Source organism: Kitasatospora sp. NPDC101155 (assembly GCF_044768305.1).
In the GTDB taxonomy this organism is placed as follows: domain Bacteria; phylum Actinomycetota; class Actinomycetes; order Streptomycetales; family Streptomycetaceae; genus Kitasatospora.
Genome location: NZ_JBIWPN010000016.1, coordinates 121955 through 146106, shown reverse-complemented (window position 1 = coordinate 146106; position 24152 = coordinate 121955). Strand labels below are relative to the sequence as shown.

At 74.0% G+C, this 24152-nt stretch carries 1 protein-coding gene; it reads left to right on the top strand.

All coding sequences use genetic code 11. The annotated features are described in order from the left end of the window. Window positions 1-77 precede the first annotated feature (77 nt). Window positions 78-24152 (top strand): non-ribosomal peptide synthase/polyketide synthase, encoded by a 24075-nt coding sequence (locus ACIRYZ_RS24810; protein ID WP_402947727.1) that lies wholly within the window; start codon window positions 78-80, stop codon window positions 24150-24152.

The window sequence follows — 24152 nt, the reverse complement described above, 5'->3', positions numbered from 1 at the left end:
CACGTGACGCCACCGTGGTCGGCGCGGCCCGGCGTGCCCTGCGACGACGCCTGCCCACACTCCTGAGAGGTACCCCCATGTCCCGTCGCGAAGGCGACATCCTTCCCCTGACAGCGGCCCAGCGCGAGATCTGGCTGGCCGAGCAGCGCTCCCGGACAGCGATCCCGGGCTACCGCGTCGGCGAGTGCCTGGAGATCCACGGGCCGGTCGACCCGGAGCTGTTCGAGACCGCGCTGCGCAAGGCGGTCGACGAGGTCGACGCCCTGCACGTGAGCTTCGTCGACGACGGCGAGGGCCCGCGCCAGGTCCTCCGCGAGGCCTGGGACTGGGCGCCCGCGCACCTCGACCTCAGCGCGGAGCCGGACCCCCGTTCGGCGGCCATGGCGTGGATGGAGCGGGACCTGATGCGCCCGCTGGACCTCGCCCGTGATCCGCTGTTCGGCCACGCGCTGATCCGGCTGTCGGCGACGGAATTCCTCTGGTACCTGAACTACCACCACGTGGTGCTGGACGCGATCAGCAGCTCCATGGTCCGGCAGCGGGTCGGCGAGGTGTACTCGGCGCTGGCCGAGGGCGGCGCCGTGCCGCCTTGCCCGTTCGGCTCACTACGGGACCTGGTCGACAGCGACGCCGCCTACCGTTCGTCCGCCGACTTCACCGCCGACCGCACCTACTGGACCGAGCGCTTCGCCGACCTGCCCGCCCCGACACGGCTCACCGACACCTCCACGACCGACCCGCACCGCGTCCTGCGCCTGGCCGAGGAACTGGAACTGCGGAGCCCCGAGGCGCTGCGGGCGGCGGCCGGTCGGGCCGGCGTCCGGTGGTCCCGGGTGCTGATCGCCGCGACGGCGCTCTACGCCCACCGGCTGAGCGGCACCCAGGACGTGGTGCTCGCCATGCCCGTCACCGCCCGCCGCTCCGCCGACCGCGACCTGATGTCGGTACCGGGCACGCTGTCCAACGTGGTGCCTCTGCGGCTGAGCGTGCGGCCGGACATGCCATGGCGGGAGCTCGTCACCCAGGTCGCCCGGGAGGTCGACGCGGCCGTCACCCACGAGCGCTACCGCAGCGAGGACCTGCTGCGGGACCTCGGCGCGCCCGGCAGCATCGGGACGGCGTTCCCGCTGATCGTCAACATCATGGCCTTCAACTCCAGGCCGAGCTTCGCCGGGCACCCGGCCTCCGTGCACCACTTCGTGTCGGGGTCGACCACCGACCTCGCGGTCTGGGTGTTCGACTACCGCGACGGCAACCCGCCGCTGCTCAGGCTCCACGGCTCCCCGGAGGCCTACGGCGACGACGACCTCGCCGCCCACCAGCAGCGGCTGCTCGCCCTGCTCGACGCCGTCGCGGACTGCGACCCGGACGAGGCGGTGGGCCGGATCGACCTGCTCACGGCCGAGGAGCACCGCGAGTCGGCGGCCCTCGGCACCGGGCAGGTGGCGGAGGTCCCGGCCGAGAGCCTGCCGGAGCTCTTCCGGGAGCACGTACGGACGACTCCTGACCTGGTCGCGCTGGTCTGCGGGGACGTCGCGCTGACGTACGCGGAGCTGGACGCGCGGGCGAACCGGCTGGCGCACGCCCTGATCGAGCGGGGAGCCGGGCCGGAGCGGCTGGTCGCGGTGGCCCTGCCGCGCTCGGCCGAGCTGGTGGTGGCGATCCTCGCGGTGCTGAAGACCGGGGCGGCGTACGTCCCGATCGACCCCGAGTACCCGGCCGCCCGGATCGGCTACCTGCTCGACGACGCCCGGCCGGCGCTGCTGGTGACCGACACCCGCAGCGAGCAGCGGCTGCCCGAGGCCGGGTCCGTCGACCGGCTGGCGCTGGACGATCCACGGACGGCAGAGCTGCTGGCGGCCTGCCCGGCGGCCGACCCGCTGGTGGCCGTCGACCCGCGCCACCCGGCGTACGTGATCTACACCTCCGGTTCCACCGGACGGCCCAAGGGCGTGCTGCCGACCCACGGCGGCCTGCTCAACCTGCTCACCGACCACCGGCTGGCGTGGTTCGCGCCGCTGCTGAAGGAGGGGCGGCGGCTGCGGGTGGCCCTGACCACCTCGGTGTCCTTCGACGCCTCCTGGAACCAGTTGCTCGCGCTGTTCGCGGGCCACGAGCTGCACGTCCTGGACCACGCGACCTGGACCGACCCCGAGGCCTTCGTCCGCTACGCCGCACGTTGCCAGCTGGACTTCGTCGAGGCCACCCCCTCCTACCTCCACGTACTCGTCGCCCACGGGTTGTTGAGCGATCCGCAGCGCCGCCCGGCGCTCGTCGCGGCGGGTGGCGAGGCCGTCCCCGAGCGGCTGTGGGAGCAGCTGCGGGCGGCCGAGGGGGTGGACTGCCTCAACTTCTACGGACCGTCCGAGTGCACCGTCAACTCGGTGGTCGCGCCCGTCGGGTCGAGCCCGCGCCCGGTCATCGGCCGGCCCGTCACCAACGCCCGGCTGTACGTGCTCGACGGCGCCCTGCGGCCGCTGCCGAGCGGCGTGCCCGGTGAGCTGTACATCGCCGGTGCGGGCCTGTCGCGCGGCTACCTGAACCGGCCGGGCCTGACCGCCGGGCGGTTCACGGCGGACCCGTTCGGGCCGAGCGGGTCGCGGATGTACCGCACCGGCGACCTGGTGCGGTGGGACTCGGACGGCAATCTGGAGTTCCTCGGCCGCACCGACGACCAGGTCAAGATCCGCGGCTTCCGGGTGGAGCTCGGCGAGATCGAGGCCGTCCTCGCCGAACAGCCGGAGGTGGCGCGGGCCGCCGTGGTGGTGCGCACCGAGGAGGAACCCCGGCTGGTCGCCTACGTCGTCCCGGTGGCCGGGCAGACCGTCCAGCCGGAGGCACTGCGGGCCCGGATGCGGGAGCGGCTGCCGGAGTACATGGTGCCGTCGGCGTTCGTGCTGCTGGACGCGCTGCCGCTGACCCCGAACGGCAAGCTCGACCGGCGGGCCCTGCCGGCCCCCGAGCGGCAGCCCGCCGCGCCGGGCCGCGCCCCGCGCACCGCGACCGAGCACCAGCTCGTCGGACTGTTCGCCGAGGTCCTCGGGGCCTCCGAGCCCGGGCTGGACGACAGCTTCTTCGACCTCGGCGGGCACTCGCTGCTGGCCACCCGGCTGGTCTCCCGGGCCCGGTCGGTGCTGGGCGTGGAGCTGCGGCTGAGCGACCTGTTCGACGCGCCGACGGTGGCGGAACTGGCGGCGGCGGTGGACGTCGCGGGCCGGGCCCGCCCGGCGCTGGAGCGGCGCGAGCGGCCCGAGGCCGTCCCGCTGTCCTTCGCCCAGCGCCGGTTGTGGTTCCTGCACCGGATGGACGGGCCGAGTGCCACGTACAACATCCCGCTGACCCTGCGGCTGACCGGAAAGCTGGACCAGCGGGCTCTGGAAGCCGCCCTGGCGGACGTGGCCGAGCGGCACGAGGCCCTGCGCACCGTCTTCCCGGTGGTCGACGGTGTGCCGTGCCAGCTGGTGCTCGATCCCGACGCGGCCCGGCCGCGGCTGCGAGTGACCGAGGTCGGCGAGCGCGAGCTGCCCGACCGGCTGGCGAAGGCGGCCCGGTACGGCTTCGACCTCTCGGCAGAGCCGCCGCTGCACGCCGAACTGTTCCAGTCGGCACCCGAGGAGCACGTCCTGCTGCTCGTGGTGCACCACATCGCCGGTGACGGCTGGTCGATGGGGCCGCTCTCGCGTGATCTGACGACCGCCTACGCGGCCCGCTCCGAGGGGGCGAAGCCGGAGTGGGTGCCGCTGCCGGTCCAGTACGCCGACTACGCCCTCTGGCAGGGGGAGCTGCTCGGCGACGGCTCGGACCGGGACACCCTGCTGGGCGGCCAACTCGCCTACTGGCGCGAGCAGCTGGCAGGCCTGCCCGAGCAGGTAGAGCTGCCGTTCGACCGGCCCCGGCCGGCGGCGATGTCGTACCGGGGCGCCCAACTGCCGGTGCGGATCGACGCCGAGCTGCACCAGGGCCTGCGCGCGCTCGCGCGGGACGGCGGGGCCAGCCTCTTCATGGTGCTCCAGGCCGGACTGGCCGCCCTGCTCGGCAAGCTCGGTGCGGGCACCGACGTCCCGATCGGCACCCCGATCGCCGGACGCACCGACGAGGCCCTGGACGACCTGGTCGGGTTCTTCGTCAACACCCTGGTGCTGCGCACCGACCTGTCCGGCGACCCGACGTTCGGCGAACTGCTGGGCCGGGTGCGCGGTGACGCGCTGGCCGCGTACGCGCACCAGGACGTGCCGTTCGAGCACCTGGTGGAGGCGCTGAACCCGACCCGCACGCTCGCGCACCACCCGCTGTTCCAGACCATGCTCGCCCTGCAGAACGCGCCGCTCGGCACCTTCGACCTGCCGCGGCTGCGGGTGACGACCGGCCTGGTCCCCACCGGGACGGCCAAGTGCGACCTGACCTTCATCCTGGGCGAACAGTCCGACGCTGACGGGCTGTCGGGCCTGGTGGAGTACAGCACCGACCTGTTCGACGAGGCCACCGTGGCCGGGATCGTCGAGCGGTGGCTGCGGCTGCTGCGCGCCGTGGCCGCCGACCCCGGCCGGCGGATCGGCCAGGTGGACGTGCTCTCCGCCGAGGAGCTCCGCGCGCTGCTGCCGGCCGGAGCCGACAGCGCTGAGCGGCTGTCGGAGAGCAGCATCACCGAGCTCTTCGAGCGGGAGGTCCGGGCGAACCCGGCCGCGGTCGCGCTCACGGATGGCGAAGTCGCCCTGACGTACGGCGAGTTGAACGCCCGGGCCAACCGGCTCGCGCACGCCCTGATCGCCCGCGGTGTGGGGCCGGAGCGGCTGGTGGCGCTGGCCCTGCCGCGCTCGGCCGAGCTGGTGGTGGCCGTCCTCGCGGTGCTCAAGTCGGGGGCCGCCTACCTGCCGGTGGACCCGCGGTACCCGGCCGCCCGGATCGCCTACCTGCTCCAGGACGGCCGACCCGCGCTGCTGGTGACGACAAGCGGGACCGGCGACCTGCCGGGAGCGGACGAGGTGGACCGGCTGCTGCTGGACACCGCCGACCTGGCTGGGCAGCCGGAATCGGACCCGGGGATCCCGGTCGATGCCGGCCACCCCGCGTACGTCATCCACACCTCCGGGTCCACCGGCAACCCCAAGGGCGTCGTGGTCCCGCACCGGAACGTGGTGCGGCTGTTCGACACCACCCGGGAGCTGTTCGGATTCTCGGCCGAGGACGTCTGGACCCTCTTCCACTCCTACGCCTTCGACTTCTCGGTGTGGGAGCTGTGGGGCCCGCTGCTGCACGGCGGCCGCCTGGTGGTCGTGGACCAGGAGACCAGCCGCTCGCCCCACCGCTTCCTGGAACTCCTCGCCCGCGAGCGGGTGACGGTGCTCAACCAGACGCCGTCCGCCTTCTACCAGCTGATGCAGGCGGACCAGGAGGCGCCGCAGACCGGCCGCGAACTCGCCCTGCGCACCGTGGTGTTCGGCGGTGAGGCGTTGGAGCACGGCCGACTGGCGAGCTGGTACGAGCGGCACCCGGACGACGCGCCGCGGCTGGTCAACATGTACGGCATCACCGAGACCACGGTGCACGTCACGTACGCGGCGCTCGGCGCGTCCGGCACCGCGGCCGGCCAGGTCGGCACGGCCCTCCCGGACCTGCGCACGTACGTCCTCGACGGAGGCCTGCGGCCGGTGGCCCCGGGCGTCGCGGGCGAGCTGTACGTCGCCGGCGCCGGCCTGGCGCGCGGCTACCTTAACCGGCCGGACCTGACGGCGGGCCGGTTCGTCGCGGACCCGTTCGGGCCGGCCGGCTCCCGGATGTACCGCAGCGGCGACGTGGTGCGCCGCGCGGCCGACGGCAGCCTGCGCTACGTCGGCCGGGCCGACCAGCAGGTGAAGGTGCGCGGCTTCCGCATCGAGCTCGGCGAGATCGAGGCGGCGCTGGCCGCGCACCCCGGCGTCACCCAGGCGGCCGTGCTGGCCCGGCAGGAGCGTGCCGACGACACCCGGCTGGTCGCCTACCTGGCGCCGGCCGCAGGTGCCGCGCCGAGCCCGGCCGATCTGCGCGGGCACCTGGCCGAGCGGCTGCCGGAGTACATGGTGCCGTCGGCGTTCGTCGTGCTGGACGCGCTGCCGCTGACCGCCAACGGCAAGCTGGACCGCCGCGCCCTGCCCGCCCCCGACCTCGCCCCGACGAGCACCGGCCGCGCACCGCGCACCCCGCAGGAGCAGATCCTCTGCGAGCTGTTCGCCGAGGTCCTGGGCGTGGCGTCGGCCGGCGTGGAGGACGGCTTCTTCGACCTCGGCGGGCACTCGCTGCTGGCCACCCGCCTGGCTGCCCGGATCCGTGCGACGCTCGGCGTGGAGATGCCGCTGCGCACCTTGTTCGAGGCGCCGACCCCGGCCGGCCTGGCCGCCGCCCTGGTGGCGGCCGGACCGGCGCAGGCGGCGTTGGCGCCGTACCGGCGGCCGGAGCGGATCCCGCTGTCCTTCGCGCAGCGGCGGCTGTGGTTCCTCCACCAGCTGGAGGGTGCCAGCGCGAACTACAACATCCCGCTGGCCTGGCGGCTGTCCGGCCCGCTCGACCGGGACGCGCTGCACGCGGCCCTGGCGGACGTGGTGGCCCGGCACGAGGTGCTGCGGACGGTCTTCCCGGTGCTGGACGGCGTGCCGTACCAGCAGGTGCTGGACGTCGTCGCGGCCCGCCCCGCGCTGGCCGTGCGCCGGATCACCGAGGCCGAGCTGACCGGCGCCCTGGCGGCGGCGCAGGCCCACCGGTTCGACCTGGAGAGCGAACTCCCGCTGTTCGCCGAGCTGTTCGAGCTGGCGCCGGAGGAGCACGTGCTGCTGGTGGTGCTCCACCACATCGCCGGCGACGGTTGGTCGCTCGGCCCGCTGGCTGCCGACCTCACCGAGGCCTACGCGGCCCGCTGCCGGGGCGAGGAGTCGCGGCGGGAGCCGCTGGCCGTGCAGTACGCCGACTACACCATGTGGCAGCACGAGCTGCTCGGCGAGGCCACCGACGAGGACAGTCCGCTCGCCCGCCAGGCGGCTTACTGGAAGCGGCAGTTGGCCGATCTGCCGGAGCAGCTCCAGCTGCCCGCCGACCGGCCCCGCCCGGCGGTCGCCTCGCATCGGGGCGGCTTTGTGCGGGCCGAGCTGGACGCGGAGCTCCACAGCGGCCTGCGCGAGCTCGCCCGCGCCAACGGGACCAGTCTGTTCATGGTGCTCCAGGCTGGGCTGGCCGCGCTGTTGAGCAAGCTCGGCGGCGGCGACGACATCCCGGTCGGCAGCCCGATCGCCGGCCGGACCGATCAGGCCCTGGACGAGCTGGTCGGCTTCTTCGTCAACACCCTCGTGTTCCGTACGGATACCTCGGGCGATCCGACGTTCACCGAGTTGCTGGCCCGGGTCCGTGACACCTCGCTGGCCGGCTACGCCCACCAGGACCTGCCGTTCGAGTACCTGGTCGAGGCCCTCAACCCGGCGCGGTCGCTCTCCCACCACCCGTTGTTCCAGGTCATGCTGGTGCTCCAGAACAACACCCGGGCTGACTTCGCCCCGGCCGGCCTGCGGGTCGGCGAGGTGGAACTGACCACGGCCGGCGCCAAGCTCGACCTGATCTTCTCGCTGTCCGAGCGGCATGCGGAGGACGGCTACCCGGAAGGGATCACCGTTCGCGTCGACTACGCCAGCGATCTCTACGACCCGGCCACCGTCGAGACGATGACCGATCGATGGGTGCGCCTGCTCCGGGCGGCTTCCGCCGACCCGCAACGGCGGCTCAGCCGATTCGGATTGCTCTCGGCCGAGGAGCGCGCCGATCTGTTGGCCGTGGGCACCGGTGCGCGGGCGGAGGTCCCGGTCGTGAGCCCGCAGGAGTTGTTCCGACGGCAGGTGCTGACGATCCCGGATGCGATCGCGGTGGTGTGCGGGGGTGTGTCGCTGTCGTATGCGGAGTTGGACGCGCGGGCGAACCGGCTGGCCCACGCGCTGATCGCCCGGGGGGCGGGGCCGGAGCGGCTGGTGGCGGTGGCCCTGCCGAGGTCGGTCGAGCTGGTGGTGGCGATCCTGGCGGTGCTGAAGGCGGGGGCGGCGTACGTCCCGGTGGATCCGGAGTATCCGGTCGCGCGGATCGGGTACATGCTCGATGACGCGCGGCCCGCGTTGTTGGTGACCAACATGGGGACCCGGGAGCGGCTCGGCGACGCCGGTCCAGCCGAGTGTCTGGTGCTGGAGGACCCGGAGACGGCCGCGCTGGTGGCGGGTTGCTCGGCGGCGGATCCGATGGCGGCAGTCGATCCGGGGCACCCGGCCTATGTGATCTACACGTCCGGGTCCACGGGACGGCCCAAGGGCGTGGTGTCGACGTTCGGCGCGGTGTTGAACCTGTTCGCCCACCAGCGGCCCGTGCTGTTCCCGGAGCTGGGCGAGGAGCGGCTGCGGGTGGCGCTGACCTCGTCGGTGTCGTTCGACGCCCACTGGGACCAGCTGTCCTGTCTGTTCGCGGGCCACGAGCTGCACGTCCTGGAGCAGGCGACCTGGGCCGACCCGCGCGCCTTCATCGGCTACGCCACGCGGTTCGGGCTCGACTTCGTCGAGGCCACCCCGTCCTACCTCCGAGTCCTGGTAGCACATGGACTGTTGAATGATCCGCAGTGGCTTCCAAAGGTGGTCGTGGCGGGCGGTGAGGCCGTCCCGGAGCAGCTGTGGGCACAGCTGCGGGCGGCCGACGGGGTCTCCTGCCTCAACTTCTACGGGCCGTCCGAATGCACGGTGGAGACGGTGACCGCGCTGATGGAGTCGAGTGAGCGTCCGGTGCTCGGCCGGCCGATCACCAACGCCCGTTTGTACGTGCTCGACGGCGCGCTGCGGCCGCTGCCGGCCGGCGTGTCGGGCGAGCTGTACATCGCCGGTGCGGGGCTGGCCCGCGGCTATCTGAACCGGCCCGGCCTGACCGCTGGGCGGTTCGTCGCGGACCCGTTCGGACCGACCGGCTCGCGCATGTACCGTACGGGGGACCTGGTGCGGTGGGGCCCGGACGGGAACCTGGAGTTCCTTGGCCGTACGGACGACCAGGTCAAGATCCGGGGCTTCCGGGTCGAGCTCGGCGAGATCGAGGCCGTGCTCGCTGCGCACCCGGAGGTTTCGCAGGCCGCCGTTCTGGTCCGCGGCGACCGGGATGCCCGGCTGGTCGCTTACGTCGTGCCGGCAGCAGGGGGGGCCGTTCAGCCGGATGCGTTGAGGGCTCACCTGAGGGAGCGGCTGCCGGACCACATGGTGCCGGCCGCGTTCGTGACCATGGAGAGCCTGCCGTTGACCGTGAACGGGAAGCTCGACCGGCGGGCCCTGCCCGAACCCGAATACGCCGTGTCGCGAGCCGGTCGACTGCCGCGCACGCCGCAGGAGCAGGTCCTCGCCGAACTGTTCGCGCAGGTACTGGGCGTGGCTCGGGTCTGGGCCGACGACGACTTCTTCGAACTCGGCGGACACTCGCTCCTGGCCACCCGGCTGGTTTCCCGGGTGCGCGCGACGCTGGGCGTGGAGCTGGAGTTGCGCGCACTGTTCGAGACGCCGACACCGGCCGGGCTGGCCGCCGGGCTGGACGAGGCCGGCCGGGCCCGGCTCGTGCTGGACCGGGCGGAGCGGCCCGACCGTGTGCCGCTGTCCTCCGCCCAACGGCGGCTGTGGTTCCTGTACCAGCTGGAGGGCACGGGACCGACCTACCACATGCCGCTGGCCTGGCGGCTCTCGGGCGGTCTCGACCGGGAAGCGCTGCGCACGGCGCTCGGCGACCTCGTCGACCGGCACGAGACCCTGCGCACGGTGTTCCCGGCGGTCGACGGGGTGCCGTACCAGCAAGTGCTGGCCGTCGGGGAGGTGCGGCCGGAGATGAAGGTCACCCCGGCCGCCGAGCCCGACCTGACCGAGCTGCTGACCGCGGCCGCGGTGCGCGGCTTCGACCTCGCGGCCGAACCGCCGCTGCGCGCCGAGGTGTTCGAGCTCTCGGCGGACGAGCACGTGCTGCTCCTGGTGATCCACCACATCGCCGGTGACGGCTGGTCGTTGGGCCCGGTGGCCGCCGACCTGGCCACCGCGTACGCGGCGCGCCGCCAGGGCACGGAACCGCGGTGGGCGCCGCTGCCGGTGCAGTACGCCGACTACACCCTGTGGCACGACCGGCTGCTCGGGGACGGTGACGATCCCGCGAGCCTGTTCGCCCGACAGTCGGCCTACTGGACGGAGCAGCTGGCCGGCCTGCCCGAGCAGATCCGGCTGCCCGCCGACCGGCCCCGTCCGGCGACCACCTCGTACCAGGGCGGACACCTGGCGATCGACCTGGACGCGCAGCTGCACGGTGCCCTGGTGCGCCTGGGCCGGGAGCACGGGGCCAGCGTCTACATGGTGCTCCAGGCCGCGCTGGCGGCGCTGCTGGACAAGCTCGGCGCGGGCACGGACATCCCGGTCGGCAGCCTGATCGCCGGCCGGACCGACCAGGCGCTGGACGACGTCGTCGGATTCTTCGTCAATACCTTGGTGCTGCGCACCGACACCTCGGGCGACCCGTCCTTCGCCGAGCTGCTGGTCCGGGTCCGGGAGGGCGCGCTCGGCGCGTACGCGCACCAGGACCTGCCGTTCGAGCAGGTCGTCGAGGCCCTCAACCCGTCCCGCTCGCTCGCCCGGCAGCCGTTGTTCCAGGTGCTGCTCGCGCTGCAGAACGTGCCGCGCACCGAGTTCACACTGAGCGGTCTGGACGCCGAAATCCTCCTGGTGCGGACGCCGACCGCGATGTTCGACCTCGGCTTCCACCTGCTGGAGCGCGGCGGCACCGGCGGGCCGGCCGAGGGCATCGTCGGGCGGGTCGAGTACAGCACCGACCTGTTCGACCACGGCACGGTGGAGGCGCTGGTCGACCGCTGGCTGCGGCTGCTGGCGGCGGTGGTCACCGAGCCCGACCGGCCGCTCAGCCGGATCGACGTGCTCACCGCCGAGGAGCGGCACGAGCTGCTGGTCGCCCGCAACGACACCGCGAGCCCGGTCCCGGCCGAGGGTCTGGCGGCGCTGTTCGAGGCGCAGGTCCGGGCGACCCCGGACGCCGAGGCGGTGGTGTTCGAGGACACCGTGCTGACCTACCGCGAGCTGAACCGCCGGGCCAACCGGCTGGCGCACGCGCTGATCGCGCGCGGCGTGGGGCCGGAGCAGGTCGTCGCCCTGCGGCTGCCGCGCTCCGCCGAGCTGGTGGTCGCCGTCCTTGCGGTGCTCAAGACCGGCGCGGCGTACCTGCCGGTCGATCCGGACTACCCGGCCGCCCGCATCGCCTACATGCTGGAGGACGCCCGGCCGGCCGTGGTGCTCGACGACCTCGCGGCCGTCACGCCGTCCGATGAGCAGCCGGAGCACGATCCGGTCGTCGCCGTGGACGGGCGCCATCCGGCCTACGTCATCTACACCTCCGGCTCCACCGGGCGCCCCAAGGCCGTGGTGATGCCCGCCGCCGGACTGCTGAACCTGCTGGCGTGGCACCACGAGGCCGTCGGCGGCGAACCGGGCACGCGCACCGCGCAGTTCACCGCGATCAGCTTCGACGTCTCGGTGCAGGAGCTGCTCTCCGCGCTGCTGTACGGCAAGACGCTGGCGGTGCCGACCGAGGAGCAGCGCCGCAGCGCCGAGCTCTTCGCGCACTGGCTGGACCGGCACCGGGTCGGCGAACTGTTCGCGCCCAACCTGGTGGTCGAGGCGCTGGCCGAGGCCGCCGAGGAGGCCGGGCTGGAGCTGCCGGACCTGCGGTTGGTCGCCCAGGCCGGCGAGGCGATGCGCCTCGGCGGTGCGGTGCGCCGCTTCCAGGCCCGCCGACCGGGCCGGGCGCTGCACAACCACTACGGCCCCGCCGAGACCCATGTGATCACCGCCTATCCGCTGCCGGCCGACCCGGCCGACTGCCCGCTCCCGGTGCCGATCGGCCGTCCGATCGCCAACTGCCAGGCGTATGTGCTGGATTCGGCGCTGCGGCCGGTCGCCCCCGGGGTGCTGGGCGAGCTGTACCTCGCCGGGACGGGGCTCGCCCGCGGCTACCTGAACCGGCCCGGGCTCACCGCCGGGCGCTTCGTCGCCAACCCGTACGGCCCGGCGGGCGCGCGGATGTACCGCACCGGTGACCTGGTGCGCTGGCGCGCTTGGGGGTCCCCCCGGCCGGTGGGGGCACCTCCCAGCCTCCCCCAGCCTTCGGCCGGGGGTACCCCCATGGCTGGGGGCGCTGGGGGAGGCGAGCTGGAGTTCGCCGGCCGGGTGGACCACCAGGTGAAGGTCCGCGGGTTCCGGATCGAGCCGGGTGAGATCGAGGCCGAGCTGACGGCTCACCCGGGCGTCGCCCAGGTCGCGGTGCTCGCCCGCGAGGACCGGGGCGAGACCAGGATCGTCGCGTACGTGGTGCCCTCGGCTCACAGCCCGGCCACCGCCGCCGCGCTGACGGCGTACCTGCGCGACCGGCTGCCCGACTATCTGGTGCCGTCGGCGTTCGTCCTGCTGGACGCGCTGCCGCTGACGCCCAACGGCAAGCTGGACCGGGCCGCGCTGCCCGCGCCCGAGCCGACGGGAGCCACCGGCGGCCGGGCGCCGCGCACCCCGCAGGAGCAGATCCTGTGCGAGCTGTTCGCCGAGGTGCTGGGCCTGCCGCAGGCCGGGGTCGACGACGACTTCTTCGACCTGGGCGGGCACTCGCTGCTCGCCACCCGGCTGGTGTCCCGGGTCCGGGCGACCCTCGGGGTCGAACTGGAGCTGCGCGACCTGTTCCGCACCCCGACGCCGGCCGGACTGGCGGCCGGGCTGCACGACGCCGCCTCCGCGCGGCAGGCCCTGGTACCCCGGCTCCGCCGCGAGCCGATGCCGCTGTCGTTCGCCCAGCGCCGACTCTGGTTCCTCCAGCAGTTCGGGGCACCGAGCGCCACCTATCACATGCCGTTGGCGCTGCGGCTGACCGGCGACCTCGACCGGGGCGCGCTGAGTGCCGCGCTCGCGGACGTGGTGGTCCGGCACGAGACCCTGCGCACGGTCTTCCCGCACACCGCAGGCGTCCCGCAGCAGCGGGTGCTGGACGCGGCCGAGGCGACCGTCCCGCTGACGGTGCTCGCGGCCGGTGAGGCCGAGCTGCCGGCCCTGCTGCGCGAGGCGGCGGTGCGCGGATTCGACCTGACCTCGGAAGTGCCGCTGCGCGCCGAGCTGTTCGCGATCGCGCCGGACGAGCACGTGCTGCTGCTGGTGATGCACCACATCGCCGGCGACGGCTGGTCCATGGGACCGCTGGCCCGCGACCTCGCCACCGCCTACGTCGCCCGGCGCGGCGGCGGGGCGCCCGAATGGCCGCCGCTGCCGGTGACGTACGGCGACTACACCCTGTGGCAGCACGAGATCCTCGGCGACGAGCGCGACGCGGACAGCGTCTTCGCCCGGCAGGTCGCCTACTGGACCGAGGCGTTGGCAGGGATGCCCGAGCAGCTTCGGCTGCCCGCCGACCGGCCGCGCCCGGCTGCCGTCTCGTACGGCGGCGACCTGCTGGAACTCCGGATCGACGCCGAACTGCACGCCGCTCTGGCGGAGTTGGCGCGGCGTTCGGGGGCGAGCCTGTTCATGGTGCTGCAGGCGGCGTTGGCGGCGCTGTACACGCGGTTGGGTGCGGGGACGGACATCCCGATCGGGAGCCCGATCGCTGGGCGCACGGACGAGGCGCTGGACGATCTCGTCGGGTTCTTCGTCAACACGCTGGTGCTGCGCACGGACACGAGTGGTGATCCGAGTTTCGCCGAGCTGCTGGGGCGGGTGCGGGAGACGGCGCTGTCGGCGTACGCGCACCAGGACGTGCCGTTCGAGCACCTGGTGGAGGTGCTGAACCCGTCCCGGTCGCTGTCCCACCACCCGCTGGTCCAGACCGGGCTGGTGGTGCAGAACGCGCCGGGTGGCGACGTCGACCTGCCCGGCCTGCGGGTCTCCGGGGTCACCGTGCTCACCGGGACCGCGCGGCTCGACCTGACCTTCGGCATCGCGGAGGAGCACGGGCCGGACGGTGCTCCGGCCGGGCTCAGCGGCGCGGTCGAGTACAGCACCGACCTGTTCGACCGCTCGACGGTCGAGGCCCTGGTCGCCCGGTGGACCAGGCTGCTGGCGGCGGTCGCCGCCGCCCCGGACCTGCCGATCAGCGGGATCGATCTGCTGTCCGCCGAGGAGCGGCGCGAGCTGCTGCCCGCCGTCGACGGTGGGGCGGTCACGGTGAGCCTGCCGGAGCTGTTCGCGGCGCAGGTGACGGCGAGGCCGGGTGCGGTCGCGCTCGTCTGCGGTGACACGGAGTTGACGTACTGCGAGTTGAACGCCCGGGCGAACCGGTTCGCGCATGCGCTGATCGCGCGGGGTGTAGGCCCGGAGCGGGTCGTGGCGGTGGCGCTGCCGCGATCGGTGGAGTCCGTGGTGGCCGTCCTCGGCACCCTGAAGGCCGGGGCCGCGTACCTGCCGGTGGATCCGGCGTATCCGGAGTCGCGGATCGCGTTCATGCTGGAGGACGCCCGGCCGGCGATGGTGGTCGACGATCCGGCGATGCCGGCGGAGGGGGACTGGCCGGAGAGCGATCCGGCGGTCGTGGTGGACGCTCGGCATCCGGCCTACGTGATCTACACCTCGGGTTCGACCGGCCGCCCCAAGGGCGTCGTGGTGAGCCACACCGGCGTGTCCGGCCTGGTGGCGGCGCAGGTCGAGCGGCTCGGTGTGGCGCCGGGCAGCCGGGTGCTCCAGTTCGCCTCGCCCAGCTTCGACGCGTCCTTCTGGGACCTGTGCAGTGCCGTGCTCACCGGCGCCGCCCTCGTGCTGGCCCCGTCCGAGGCGCCGCTGGAGGCCCTGACGGACCGCCGGCTGGACGTCACCCACGTGACGCTGCCGCCATCGGCCCTGGCCGCGCTGGAGAGCGCCGACCTCACGGCCGCCACCCTGGTGGTGGCGGGTGAGGCCTGCGCGCCGGAGCTGGTGGCCCGCTGGGCGCCCGGGCGCCGGATGATCAACGCGTACGGTCCGACGGAGACGACGGTGTGCGCGACGATGAGCGACCCGCTGTCGCCCGGCTCGGGCGTGCCACCGATCGGCCGACCGGTCGCGGGCTTCCGGGTGTTCGTGCTGGACGAGCGGCTGCGCATCGTCCCACCGGGTGTGGCGGGGGAGCTGTACGTCGCGGGCGCCGGTCTGGCGCGCGGGTACCTGAACCGGCCGGGCCTGACGGCCGGACGTTTCGTGGCCTGCCCGTTCGGCCCGGAGGGTGCACGGATGTACCGTACGGGCGACCTGGCACGCTTCCGTTCCGACGGCGAGCTGGAGTACCTCGGCCGCGCCGACGATCAGGTGAAGGTGCGCGGCTTCCGTGTCGAACTCGGGGAGGTCGAGGCGGCGCTGGCCGAGCACCCCGCCGTCGCCCAGGCCGCCGTCCTGGCCCAGGACGACCGGCTCATCGGCTACGTGGTGGCCCGTCCCGACGCGGCCGTCCGCCCCGCGGAGCTGGCGGCGTACCTGCGCGACCGGCTGCCCGACTACCTGGTGCCGGCCGTGTTCACGGTGCTGGACGCGCTGCCGCTGACGCCGAACGGGAAGCTGGACCGGGCGGGGCTGCCCGCTCCCGACCTCGGTTCGGCCGAGGCCGGGCGGGCGCCGCGCACCCCGCAGGAGCAGATCCTGTGCGAGCTGTTCGCCGAGGTGCTCGGCGTGTCGGGGGTCGGGGTCGACGACGACTTCTTCGACCTGGGCGGGCACTCGCTGCTCGCCACCCGGCTGGCCGCGCGGGTGCGGTCGGTGCTCGGCGTGGAGCTGGGGCTGCGCGCGCTGTTCCAGGCGCCCACCGTGGCGGGCCTGGCCGAGGCGCTGGCCGGAGCGGGCCGCGCCCGCCCGGCGCTGAAGGTGCACGAGCGGCCGGAGGCGGTGCCGCTGTCCTTCGCTCAGCGCCGGCTCTGGTTCCTGCACCGCATGGACGCCGCCGCCGCGACGTACCACATCCCGCTGGCACTCCAACTGACCGGGACGCTCGACCGGGCGGCGCTGGACGAAGCGCTGGCCGACGTGGTGGCCCGGCACGAGAGCCTGCGGACGGTCTTCCCGGAGGTCGACGGCGTACCGTGCCAGCGCGTCCTTGAGTCGGCCGAGGCCCGCCCCCGGGCACGGCTGACCGAGGTGTCGGAGGCCGAACTGCCCGAGCGGCTCGCCGAGTTCGCCCGGCGGCCCTTCGATCTGGAGGCGGAAGCGCCGCTGCGGGCGGAGCTGTTCGCGCTCGCGCCGGACGAGCACGTGCTGCTGCTGGTGATGCACCACATCGCCGGTGACGGCTGGTCGACCGGCCCGCTGGCCCGTGACCTGGCCGAGGCGTACGCCGCCCGGAGCGAGGGGCGTGCGCCGGGCGGGTCGGACCTTCCGGTGCAGTACGCCGACTACACGCTGTGGCAACGTGACCTGCTCGGCGACGTCGCCGACCCGCAGAGCCGGTTCGCCGAGCAGCTCGACTACTGGAGGCGACAGCTCTCCGAGCTGCCGGAGCTGCTCCAACTGCCCGCCGACCGGCCGCGGCCGGCTGTCGCGGGCTGGCACGGGGACCACGTCGGCCTGGAGCTGAGCCCCGAACTGCATGCCGCTCTGGCGGAGTTGGCGCGGCGTTCGGGGGCGAGTCTGTTCATGGTGCTGCAGGCGGCGTTGGCGGCGCTGTACACGCGGTTGGGTGCGGGGACGGACATCCCGATCGGGAGCCCGATCGCTGGGCGCACGGACGAGGCGCTGGACGATCTCGTCGGGTTCTTCGTCAACACGCTGGTGCTGCGCACGGACACGAGTGGTGATCCGAGTTTCGCCGAGCTGCTGGGGCGGGTGCGGGAGACGGCGCTGTCGGCGTACGCGCACCAGGACGTGCCGTTCGAGCAACTGGTGGAGGTGCTGAACCCCTCCCGGTCGCTGTCCCACCACCCGCTGTTCCAGACCATCCTGGCCGTGCAGAACGCGCCGATGGGCCGGTTCTCGCTGCCCGGCCTGGACGTCGCCACCTACGCGGTGGCCACCGGAACCGCCAAGTTCGACCTCGGGGTGAGCCTCGTCGAACAGTTCGGTCCGGACGGAAGCCCGGCCGGGATCGTCGGCGCGGTCGAGTACGCCACCGACCTGTTCGACCGCTCGACGGTCGACGCCCTCGTCCGGCGCTGGACGCTCCTGCTGGAGGCGGTCACCGCCGACCCGGAGCAGCCGATCGGGCGGATCGACCTCCTCGATGCCGACGAGCGGCACCGGCTGCTGGAGCGGGGCAACGAGACCGCCCGCGAGGTCGGCGCCGTCCCGGTGCCGGACGCCTTCGCGGCGCAGGTCGAGGCCACTCCGGACGCGCTCGCGCTCGTCTGCGGTGACACGAAGTTGACGTACCGTCAGCTCAACGCCCGGGCGAACCGGTTCGCGCATGCGCTGATCGCGCGGGGTGTCGGCCCGGAGCAGGTGGTGGCGGTGGCCCTGCCGCGTTCGGTGGAGTCCGTGGTGGCCGTCCTCGGTGTGCTGAAGGCCGGGGCCGCGTACCTGCCCGTGGATCCGGCGTACCCGCAGGCGCGGATCGCGTTCATGCTGGAGGACGCCCGTCCTTCGGTGGTGGTCGACGACCCGGCCGTGGTGGTTGGAGGAGACTGGCCGGAGACCGATCCGGAGGTCGCGCTCGACGTCCGGCATCCGGCGTACGTGATCTACACTTCCGGCTCGACCGGTCGCCCCAAGGGCGTCGTGGTCGGCCACGGTGGTGTGGCGAGTCTGGTCGCCGGACAGATCGAGCGGTTCGCGATCGAACCCGACAGCCGGGTGCTCCAGTTCGCCTCACCCAGCTTCGACGCCTCGGTGTCGGAGATCTACACCGCTCTACTGTGCGGAGCGGCCCTGGTGCTGCCCCCCGCGGCCGAACCGCTCGCCGCGCTGACCGACCCGGACCTCGCGGTCACCCACGTGACCGTGCCGCCGTCCGTCCTGGCCGCTGTGCCGGAGGGTTCGGTGACCGTGTCGACGCTGGTCGTGGCGGGCGAGGCGTGCCCGCCGGAGCTGGTGGAACGCTGGGCGCCGGGCCGACGGATGATCAACGCGTACGGCCCGACGGAGACGACGGTGTGCGCGACGATGAGCGACTCGCTGTCCCCAGGGGCGGGCGTGCCGCCCATCGGCCGGCCGATCGCCAATGCCCGGGTGTACGTGCTGGACGAGCGGCTGCGGCCGGTGCCCCCGGGCGTGCCGGGGGAGCTGTACGTCGCGGGCGCCGGTCTGGCGCGCGGGTACCTGAACCGGCCGGGCCTGACGGCCGGACGGTTCGTGGCCTGCCCGTTCGACCCGGCGGGCGCCAGGATGTACCGCACCGGCGACCTGGTGCGCTTCCGAACCGACGGCCAGCTGGAATACGTCGGCCGCGCCGACGACCAGGTGAAGGTGCGCGGCTTCCGCGTCGAGCCCGGCGAGGTCGAGGCGGCGCTGGCCGAGCACCCCGGCGTCGCCCAGGCAGCTGTCCTGGCCCAGGACGACCGGCTCATCGGCTACGTCGTCCCGCGCCAGGACACGGCCCGGGACAGCGGCCTCGAAGCCGATCACGTCGGCGAGTGGCAGGACATCTACGACGCCCTGCCCATCGCCCCCGAGGAGGCCGCCTTCGGCCAGAACTTCGTCGGCTGGAACAGCAGTTACGACGCCAGCCCGATCCCGGTCGAGCAGATGCGGGAATGGCGGGACGCCACCGTGGCCCGCATCCTGGCCCTGCGCCCCCGCCGGGTGCTGGAGGTCGGCGTCGGCACCGGACTGCTGCTCTCGCAGATCGCACCGCACTGCGAGACGTACTGGGCGACGGACTTCTCCGCCACCGCGATCGACTCGCTGACCGCCCAGGTCGCCCGGCAGGCGGACCTCGCCGAGCGCGTCGTGCTGCAGACCCGGCCGGCCCACGACACCGACGGGCTGCCGGCCGGGCGGTTCGACACCATCGTGATCAACTCGGTGGTGCAGTACTTCCCGTCCGCCGACTACCTCGCCGACGTGATCCACAAGCTGATGGGCCTGCTCGCCCCCGGCGGCGCACTCTTCATCGGCGACGTCCGCAACCTGCGACTGCTGCGCCCGCTGGCCACCGCCGTCCAGCTGCACCGGACCGGCGACGGCGGCGACCTCGCCGCGGTGCGCCGCGCGGTGGAGCAGGCCGTCAGGGTCGAGAAGGAACTCCTGGTCGACCCGGACTTCTTCACCGTCCTGCGGGAGCGCGGCGCGGACATCGGTGCGGTGGCCGTGGAGGTCAAGCGCGGCCGCCACCACAACGAACTGACCCGCTACCGCTACGACGTGACGCTGCACAAGCAGCCGGCCGTACCGGTCCAGCCACTGGACCTGGGATGGGGCCGGGACATCGCCGACCTCGCGGAGCTGCGTGAACTGCTCGGTCGGCCCGGCGCCGGCCGGGTGCGCCTCACCGGGGTCCCGAACCGCCGCGTCGCACACGAGGCCGAGCTGGCCCGGGCGGTGCGGGACGGCGACGGCACGCTCGCCGGGCTGCTGGAGCGGCTGCACGGCCCGGACGACGGCGACCTGCCCGACCCGGAGGACTTCCACGCCCTCGGCGGGCAGCTCGGCCGCCGGGTGGACCTCACCTGGTCGGCCGAAGCGCCCGAAGCCCTGGACGTGCTCTTCGCCGATGGACCGACGGACGCCCCCGTCGAGGCCTACCGGCCGGTGCGGCCGACCGGCACCGCGTTGTCGTCGCTGACCAACCGCCCGACCGGCAGCCGGGGTACCGGCGCCCTCCTCGGTGAACTCCGCGACTGGCTGCGCGGGCGGCTGCCGGACTACCTGGTCCCGTCGGCGTTCGTGGCGCTGGAGGCGCTGCCGCTGACGGCCAGCGGCAAGCTCGACCGCCGCGCGCTGCCCGCCCCCGACCTCGGCTCGGCCGGAGCCGGACGGGCGCCGCGCACCCCGCAGGAGCAGCTCGTCGCCGAGCTGTTCGCCGAGGTGCTCGGGCTGGCCCAGGTCGGTGTCGAGGACAACTTCTTCGACCTGGGCGGGCACTCGCTGCTGGCGACCCGCCTGGCCTCCCGGGTCCGGGCCGTCCTCGGCGCGGAGCTGGAAGTCCGGACGCTGTTCGAGACGCCGACCGTGGCCGCCCTGGCGGCACGCCTCGACGGCTCCGTGACGCAGCGACCGGCGCTGACCGCCCGGCCGCGCCCCGAGCGGATCCCGCTGTCCTTCGCCCAGCGCCGGCTGTGGTTCCTGCACCGGATGGACGGTCCCAGCGCCACCTACAACATGCCGCTCGCGCTGCGCCTGGACGGTCCGCTCGACCAGCCGGCGCTGCAAGCCGCGCTCGCCGACGTGACCGCCCGGCACGAGAGCCTGCGAACGGTGCTCCGCGAGGTGGAAGGGGTGCCGTACCAGCTGGTGCTCGGCGCGGCGGAGGCGAGCCCGGGGCTCCCGGTGGTCGAGGTCGACGAGAGCGGGCTCTTCGAGCGGCTGGCCCGGGGCGCCCGGCTCGGCTTCGACCTGGCCGCCGAACCGCCGATCCGGGCGGAGCTGTACGCGCTCGCCCCCGAACGGCACGTGTTGCTGATCGTGGTGCACCACATCGCCGCCGACGGCTGGTCGATGGGCCCGCTCTCCCGGGACCTGGCCGCGGCCTACGGGGCCCGCTGCCGGGGCGAGGAGCCGCTGTGGTCCCCGCTGCCGGTCCAGTACGCCGACTACACCCTGTGGCAGCGCGAGCTGCTCGGTGAGGCGGCCGACCAGGAGAGCCTGTTCACCCGGCAACTCGACTATTGGAAGCACGAGCTGGCCGGTCTGCCGGACCAGGTCCGGCTGCCCGCCGACCGGCCCAGGCCGGCCGAGGCCTCCCAGCGCGGCGGTCGGGTCGAGGTGCAGCTGGACCCCGACCTGCACCGGGAGCTGCGGGACCTGGCCGCCGCGCAGGGCGCCAGCATGTTCATGGTGCTCCAGGCGGGCCTCGCCGCACTGCTCACCCGGCTCGGCGCCGGCACCGACATCCCGATCGGCAGCCCGATCGCCGGTCGGACCGACCAGGCGCTGGACGAGCTCGTCGGGTTCTTCGTCAACAGCCTGGTGCTGCGCACCGACACCAGCGGCGACCCCGGCTTCGCCGAACTGATCGGTCGGGTCCGGCAGAAGGCGCTGGCCGCGTACGCCCACCAGGACCTGCCGTTCGAGTACCTGGTCGAGGCCGTCAACCCCACCCGGTCGCTGGCCCACCATCCGCTGTTCCAGGTCATGCTGGCCCTGCAGAACGCGCCGGTCGGCGAGTTCACCCTGCCCGGCCTGGAGACCTCCTACCTTGCGGCGCCCACCGACACCGCGCGGGTCGACCTGACCGTCAGCCTGGCCGAGCGGTACGGCCCGGACGGAAGCCCGGCCGGCGTGCTCGGCGCGGTCGAGTACGCGACCGATCTGTTCGACCCGGGCACTGTGGAGCGGCTCGTCGCCCGCTGGACGCGACTGCTGCGCGCGGCCGCCGCCGAGCCGCAGCGACCGATCGGCCGACTCGACCTGCTGTCCGGGCAGGAGCGCCGCGCGCTGCTGGTCGGGTTCAACCGGACCGGGGCCGAGCTGCCCGAGGCCGGCCTGCCGGAGCTGTTCGCCCGCCGGGTGGCGGCCGCGCCGGACGCGGTCGCGGTCGTCGTGGGCACGACCGAGCTGACCTACCGGGAGCTCGACCGGCGGGCCAACCGCCTGGCCCGGGCCCTGATCGGGCAGGGCGTGCGGCCGGAGACCCCGGTCGCGGTGCTGCTGGAGCGCTCCGCGGAGCTCGTCGTCGCGATCCTGGCGATCATCAAGGCGGGCGGCGCGTACGTCCCGCTCGACCCGCGGTTCCCGTCCTCCCGGACCGATCTGATCGTCCGGGAGACCGGCGCCGCGCTGGTCCTCACCGAGGACGTGCTGGCCGCGCTCAGCCAGGCCGAGCCAGACGACTCCGACCCGGAAGTCACCTGCGATCCACGGCAGTTGGCGTACGTGATGTACACCTCCGGCTCGACCGGCCGCCCGAAGGGCGTCGGAGTCACCCACCGGGACGTGGCGGCGCTCGCGCTCGCCCCGTGCTGGCGCGAGGGGGGCCACGACCGGGTGCTGCTGCACTCGCCGACGGCCTTCGACGCCTCGACGTACGAGTTCTGGGTGCCGCTCCTCGGTGGCGGCAGGGTGGTCGTCGCGCCGCCCGGCCGGCTCGACCTCGACCTGCTGGCGGCAACGGTCGCCGAGCACGGGGTGACCGGACTGTGGCTGACCGCCGGTCTGTTCCGGCTGGTGGCCGAGGAGCGGCCGGAGCTGCTCGCCGGGGTCCGCGAGGTGTGGACCGGTGGTGACGTGGTGCCGCCGGGGGCCGTCGCCCGGGTCCTGGCGGCCTGCCCGGACCTCGCCGTGGTGAACGGCTACGGCCCGACCGAGACCACGACGTTCGGCGCCCACCACCGGGTCCGCACCCTCTCGGAGCGCGCCGCGACCGTGCCGATCGGCCGGCCCATGGCGAACATGCGGGCCTACGTGCTGGACGCCGGACTGCACCCGGTGCCGCCGGGCGTGACCGGCGAGCTGTACCTCGCCGGGGCGGGCGTGGCCCGGGGCTACCTGGGCCGGCCCGGCCTGACGGCCGAGCGGTTCGTCGCCTGCCCGTACGCGGAGGGCGGGCCCCTCGCCCCCAGCCCGGCGGCCGGGAGGCACCCCCAGCCCGGTGACGGGCACGGAGGGAGGATGTACCGCACCGGGGACCTCGCCCGGTGGCTGCCCGACGGCACCCTGGAGTTCGTCGGCCGGGCCGACGACCAGGTCAAGCTGCGCGGCTTCCGGATCGAACCCGGCGAGGTCGAGGCCGTGCTCGCCGGGTGCCCCGGCGTCGCCCAGGCGGCCGTCCTCGCCCGCGAGGATCAGCCCGGCGACCAGCGCCTGGTCGCCTACCTGGTGCCCGTCGACGGGCAGCCGCCCGCGCCGGACGAGCTCGCCCGCCGGCTCGGCCGCGAACTGCCCGAGTACATGGTGCCCTCGGCCTTCGTCACCCTGGAGCGGCTGCCGCTGACGGCCAACGGCAAGCTGGACCGGGCCGCTCTGCCGGCGCCCGCGTACGAGGCGACGGGCACCGGCCGCGGCCCCCGCACCCCGCAGGAACAGCTGCTGTGCGAGCTGTTCGCCGAGATCCTCGGCCGGGAGCAGGTCCACATCGACGACGACTTCTTCGACCTCGGCGGGCACTCCCTGCTGGCCGCCCGGCTGGTCTCCCGCGTCCGCGAGACGCTGGGCGTCCACGTGGGCCTGCGCACCCTGTTCGAGGCGCCGACGGTGGCCGGACTGACCGAGCGCCTGGCCATGAGCGACCCCGAGGAGGCCTTCGACGGGCTGCTGCCGCTGCGCCCGACCGGCAGTCTGCCGCCACTGTTCTGCGTCCATCCCGGCGGCGGCATCAGCTGGTCGTACTCCGGGCTGCTGAACCACATCGGCCCGGACCGCCCGGTCTACGCGCTCCAGGCCCGGGGCCTCGCGCGCCCGGAGGCCCTGCCCGGTTCGTACGAGGAGATGGCGGCCGACTACGCCGACCAGATCCGCAAGGTCCAGCCCGAGGGCCCGTACCACCTGCTGGGTTGGTCCGCCGGCGGGCTGATCGCCCACGCGATCGCCTGCGAGTTCCAGGCCAGGGGGGAGCAGACCGCAGTGCTGGCGATCCTCGACGCCTACCCGGTGCAGGACATCACGTTCGACGAGGTGCCCGTGCCCGCCGAGCGGGACGTCCTGGTCGGAATCATGGACATCGACCCGGGGGAACTGGGGGACGGGCCCCTGACCTACGCCGAGGTCGCCGAGATCCTCAGCCGGCGCGGCAGCGCCCTGGCCTGCCTGGACGAGCGGCGGATCGGCGCCGTCGTCGAGATCATGATCAACAACGCCAAGCTGGCGGTCGCCTTCGCCCCGGCCCGATTCGACGGCGACCTGCTGCTGTTCAACTCCACGATCGACCGGACCGAGGACTCGGCCGGCCCCGGGATCTGGCAGCGCTACATCGCCGGGCGGGTCGAGTCGTACGACATCACCACCCGCCACGACCGGATGACCCAGCCCGGTTCGCTGGCCCAGATCGGCCCGATCCTGGCCGCCCGCCTCGCCGAGGCCGCCGGCGGCACCACCATCCCCAACCAGGAGGACTGA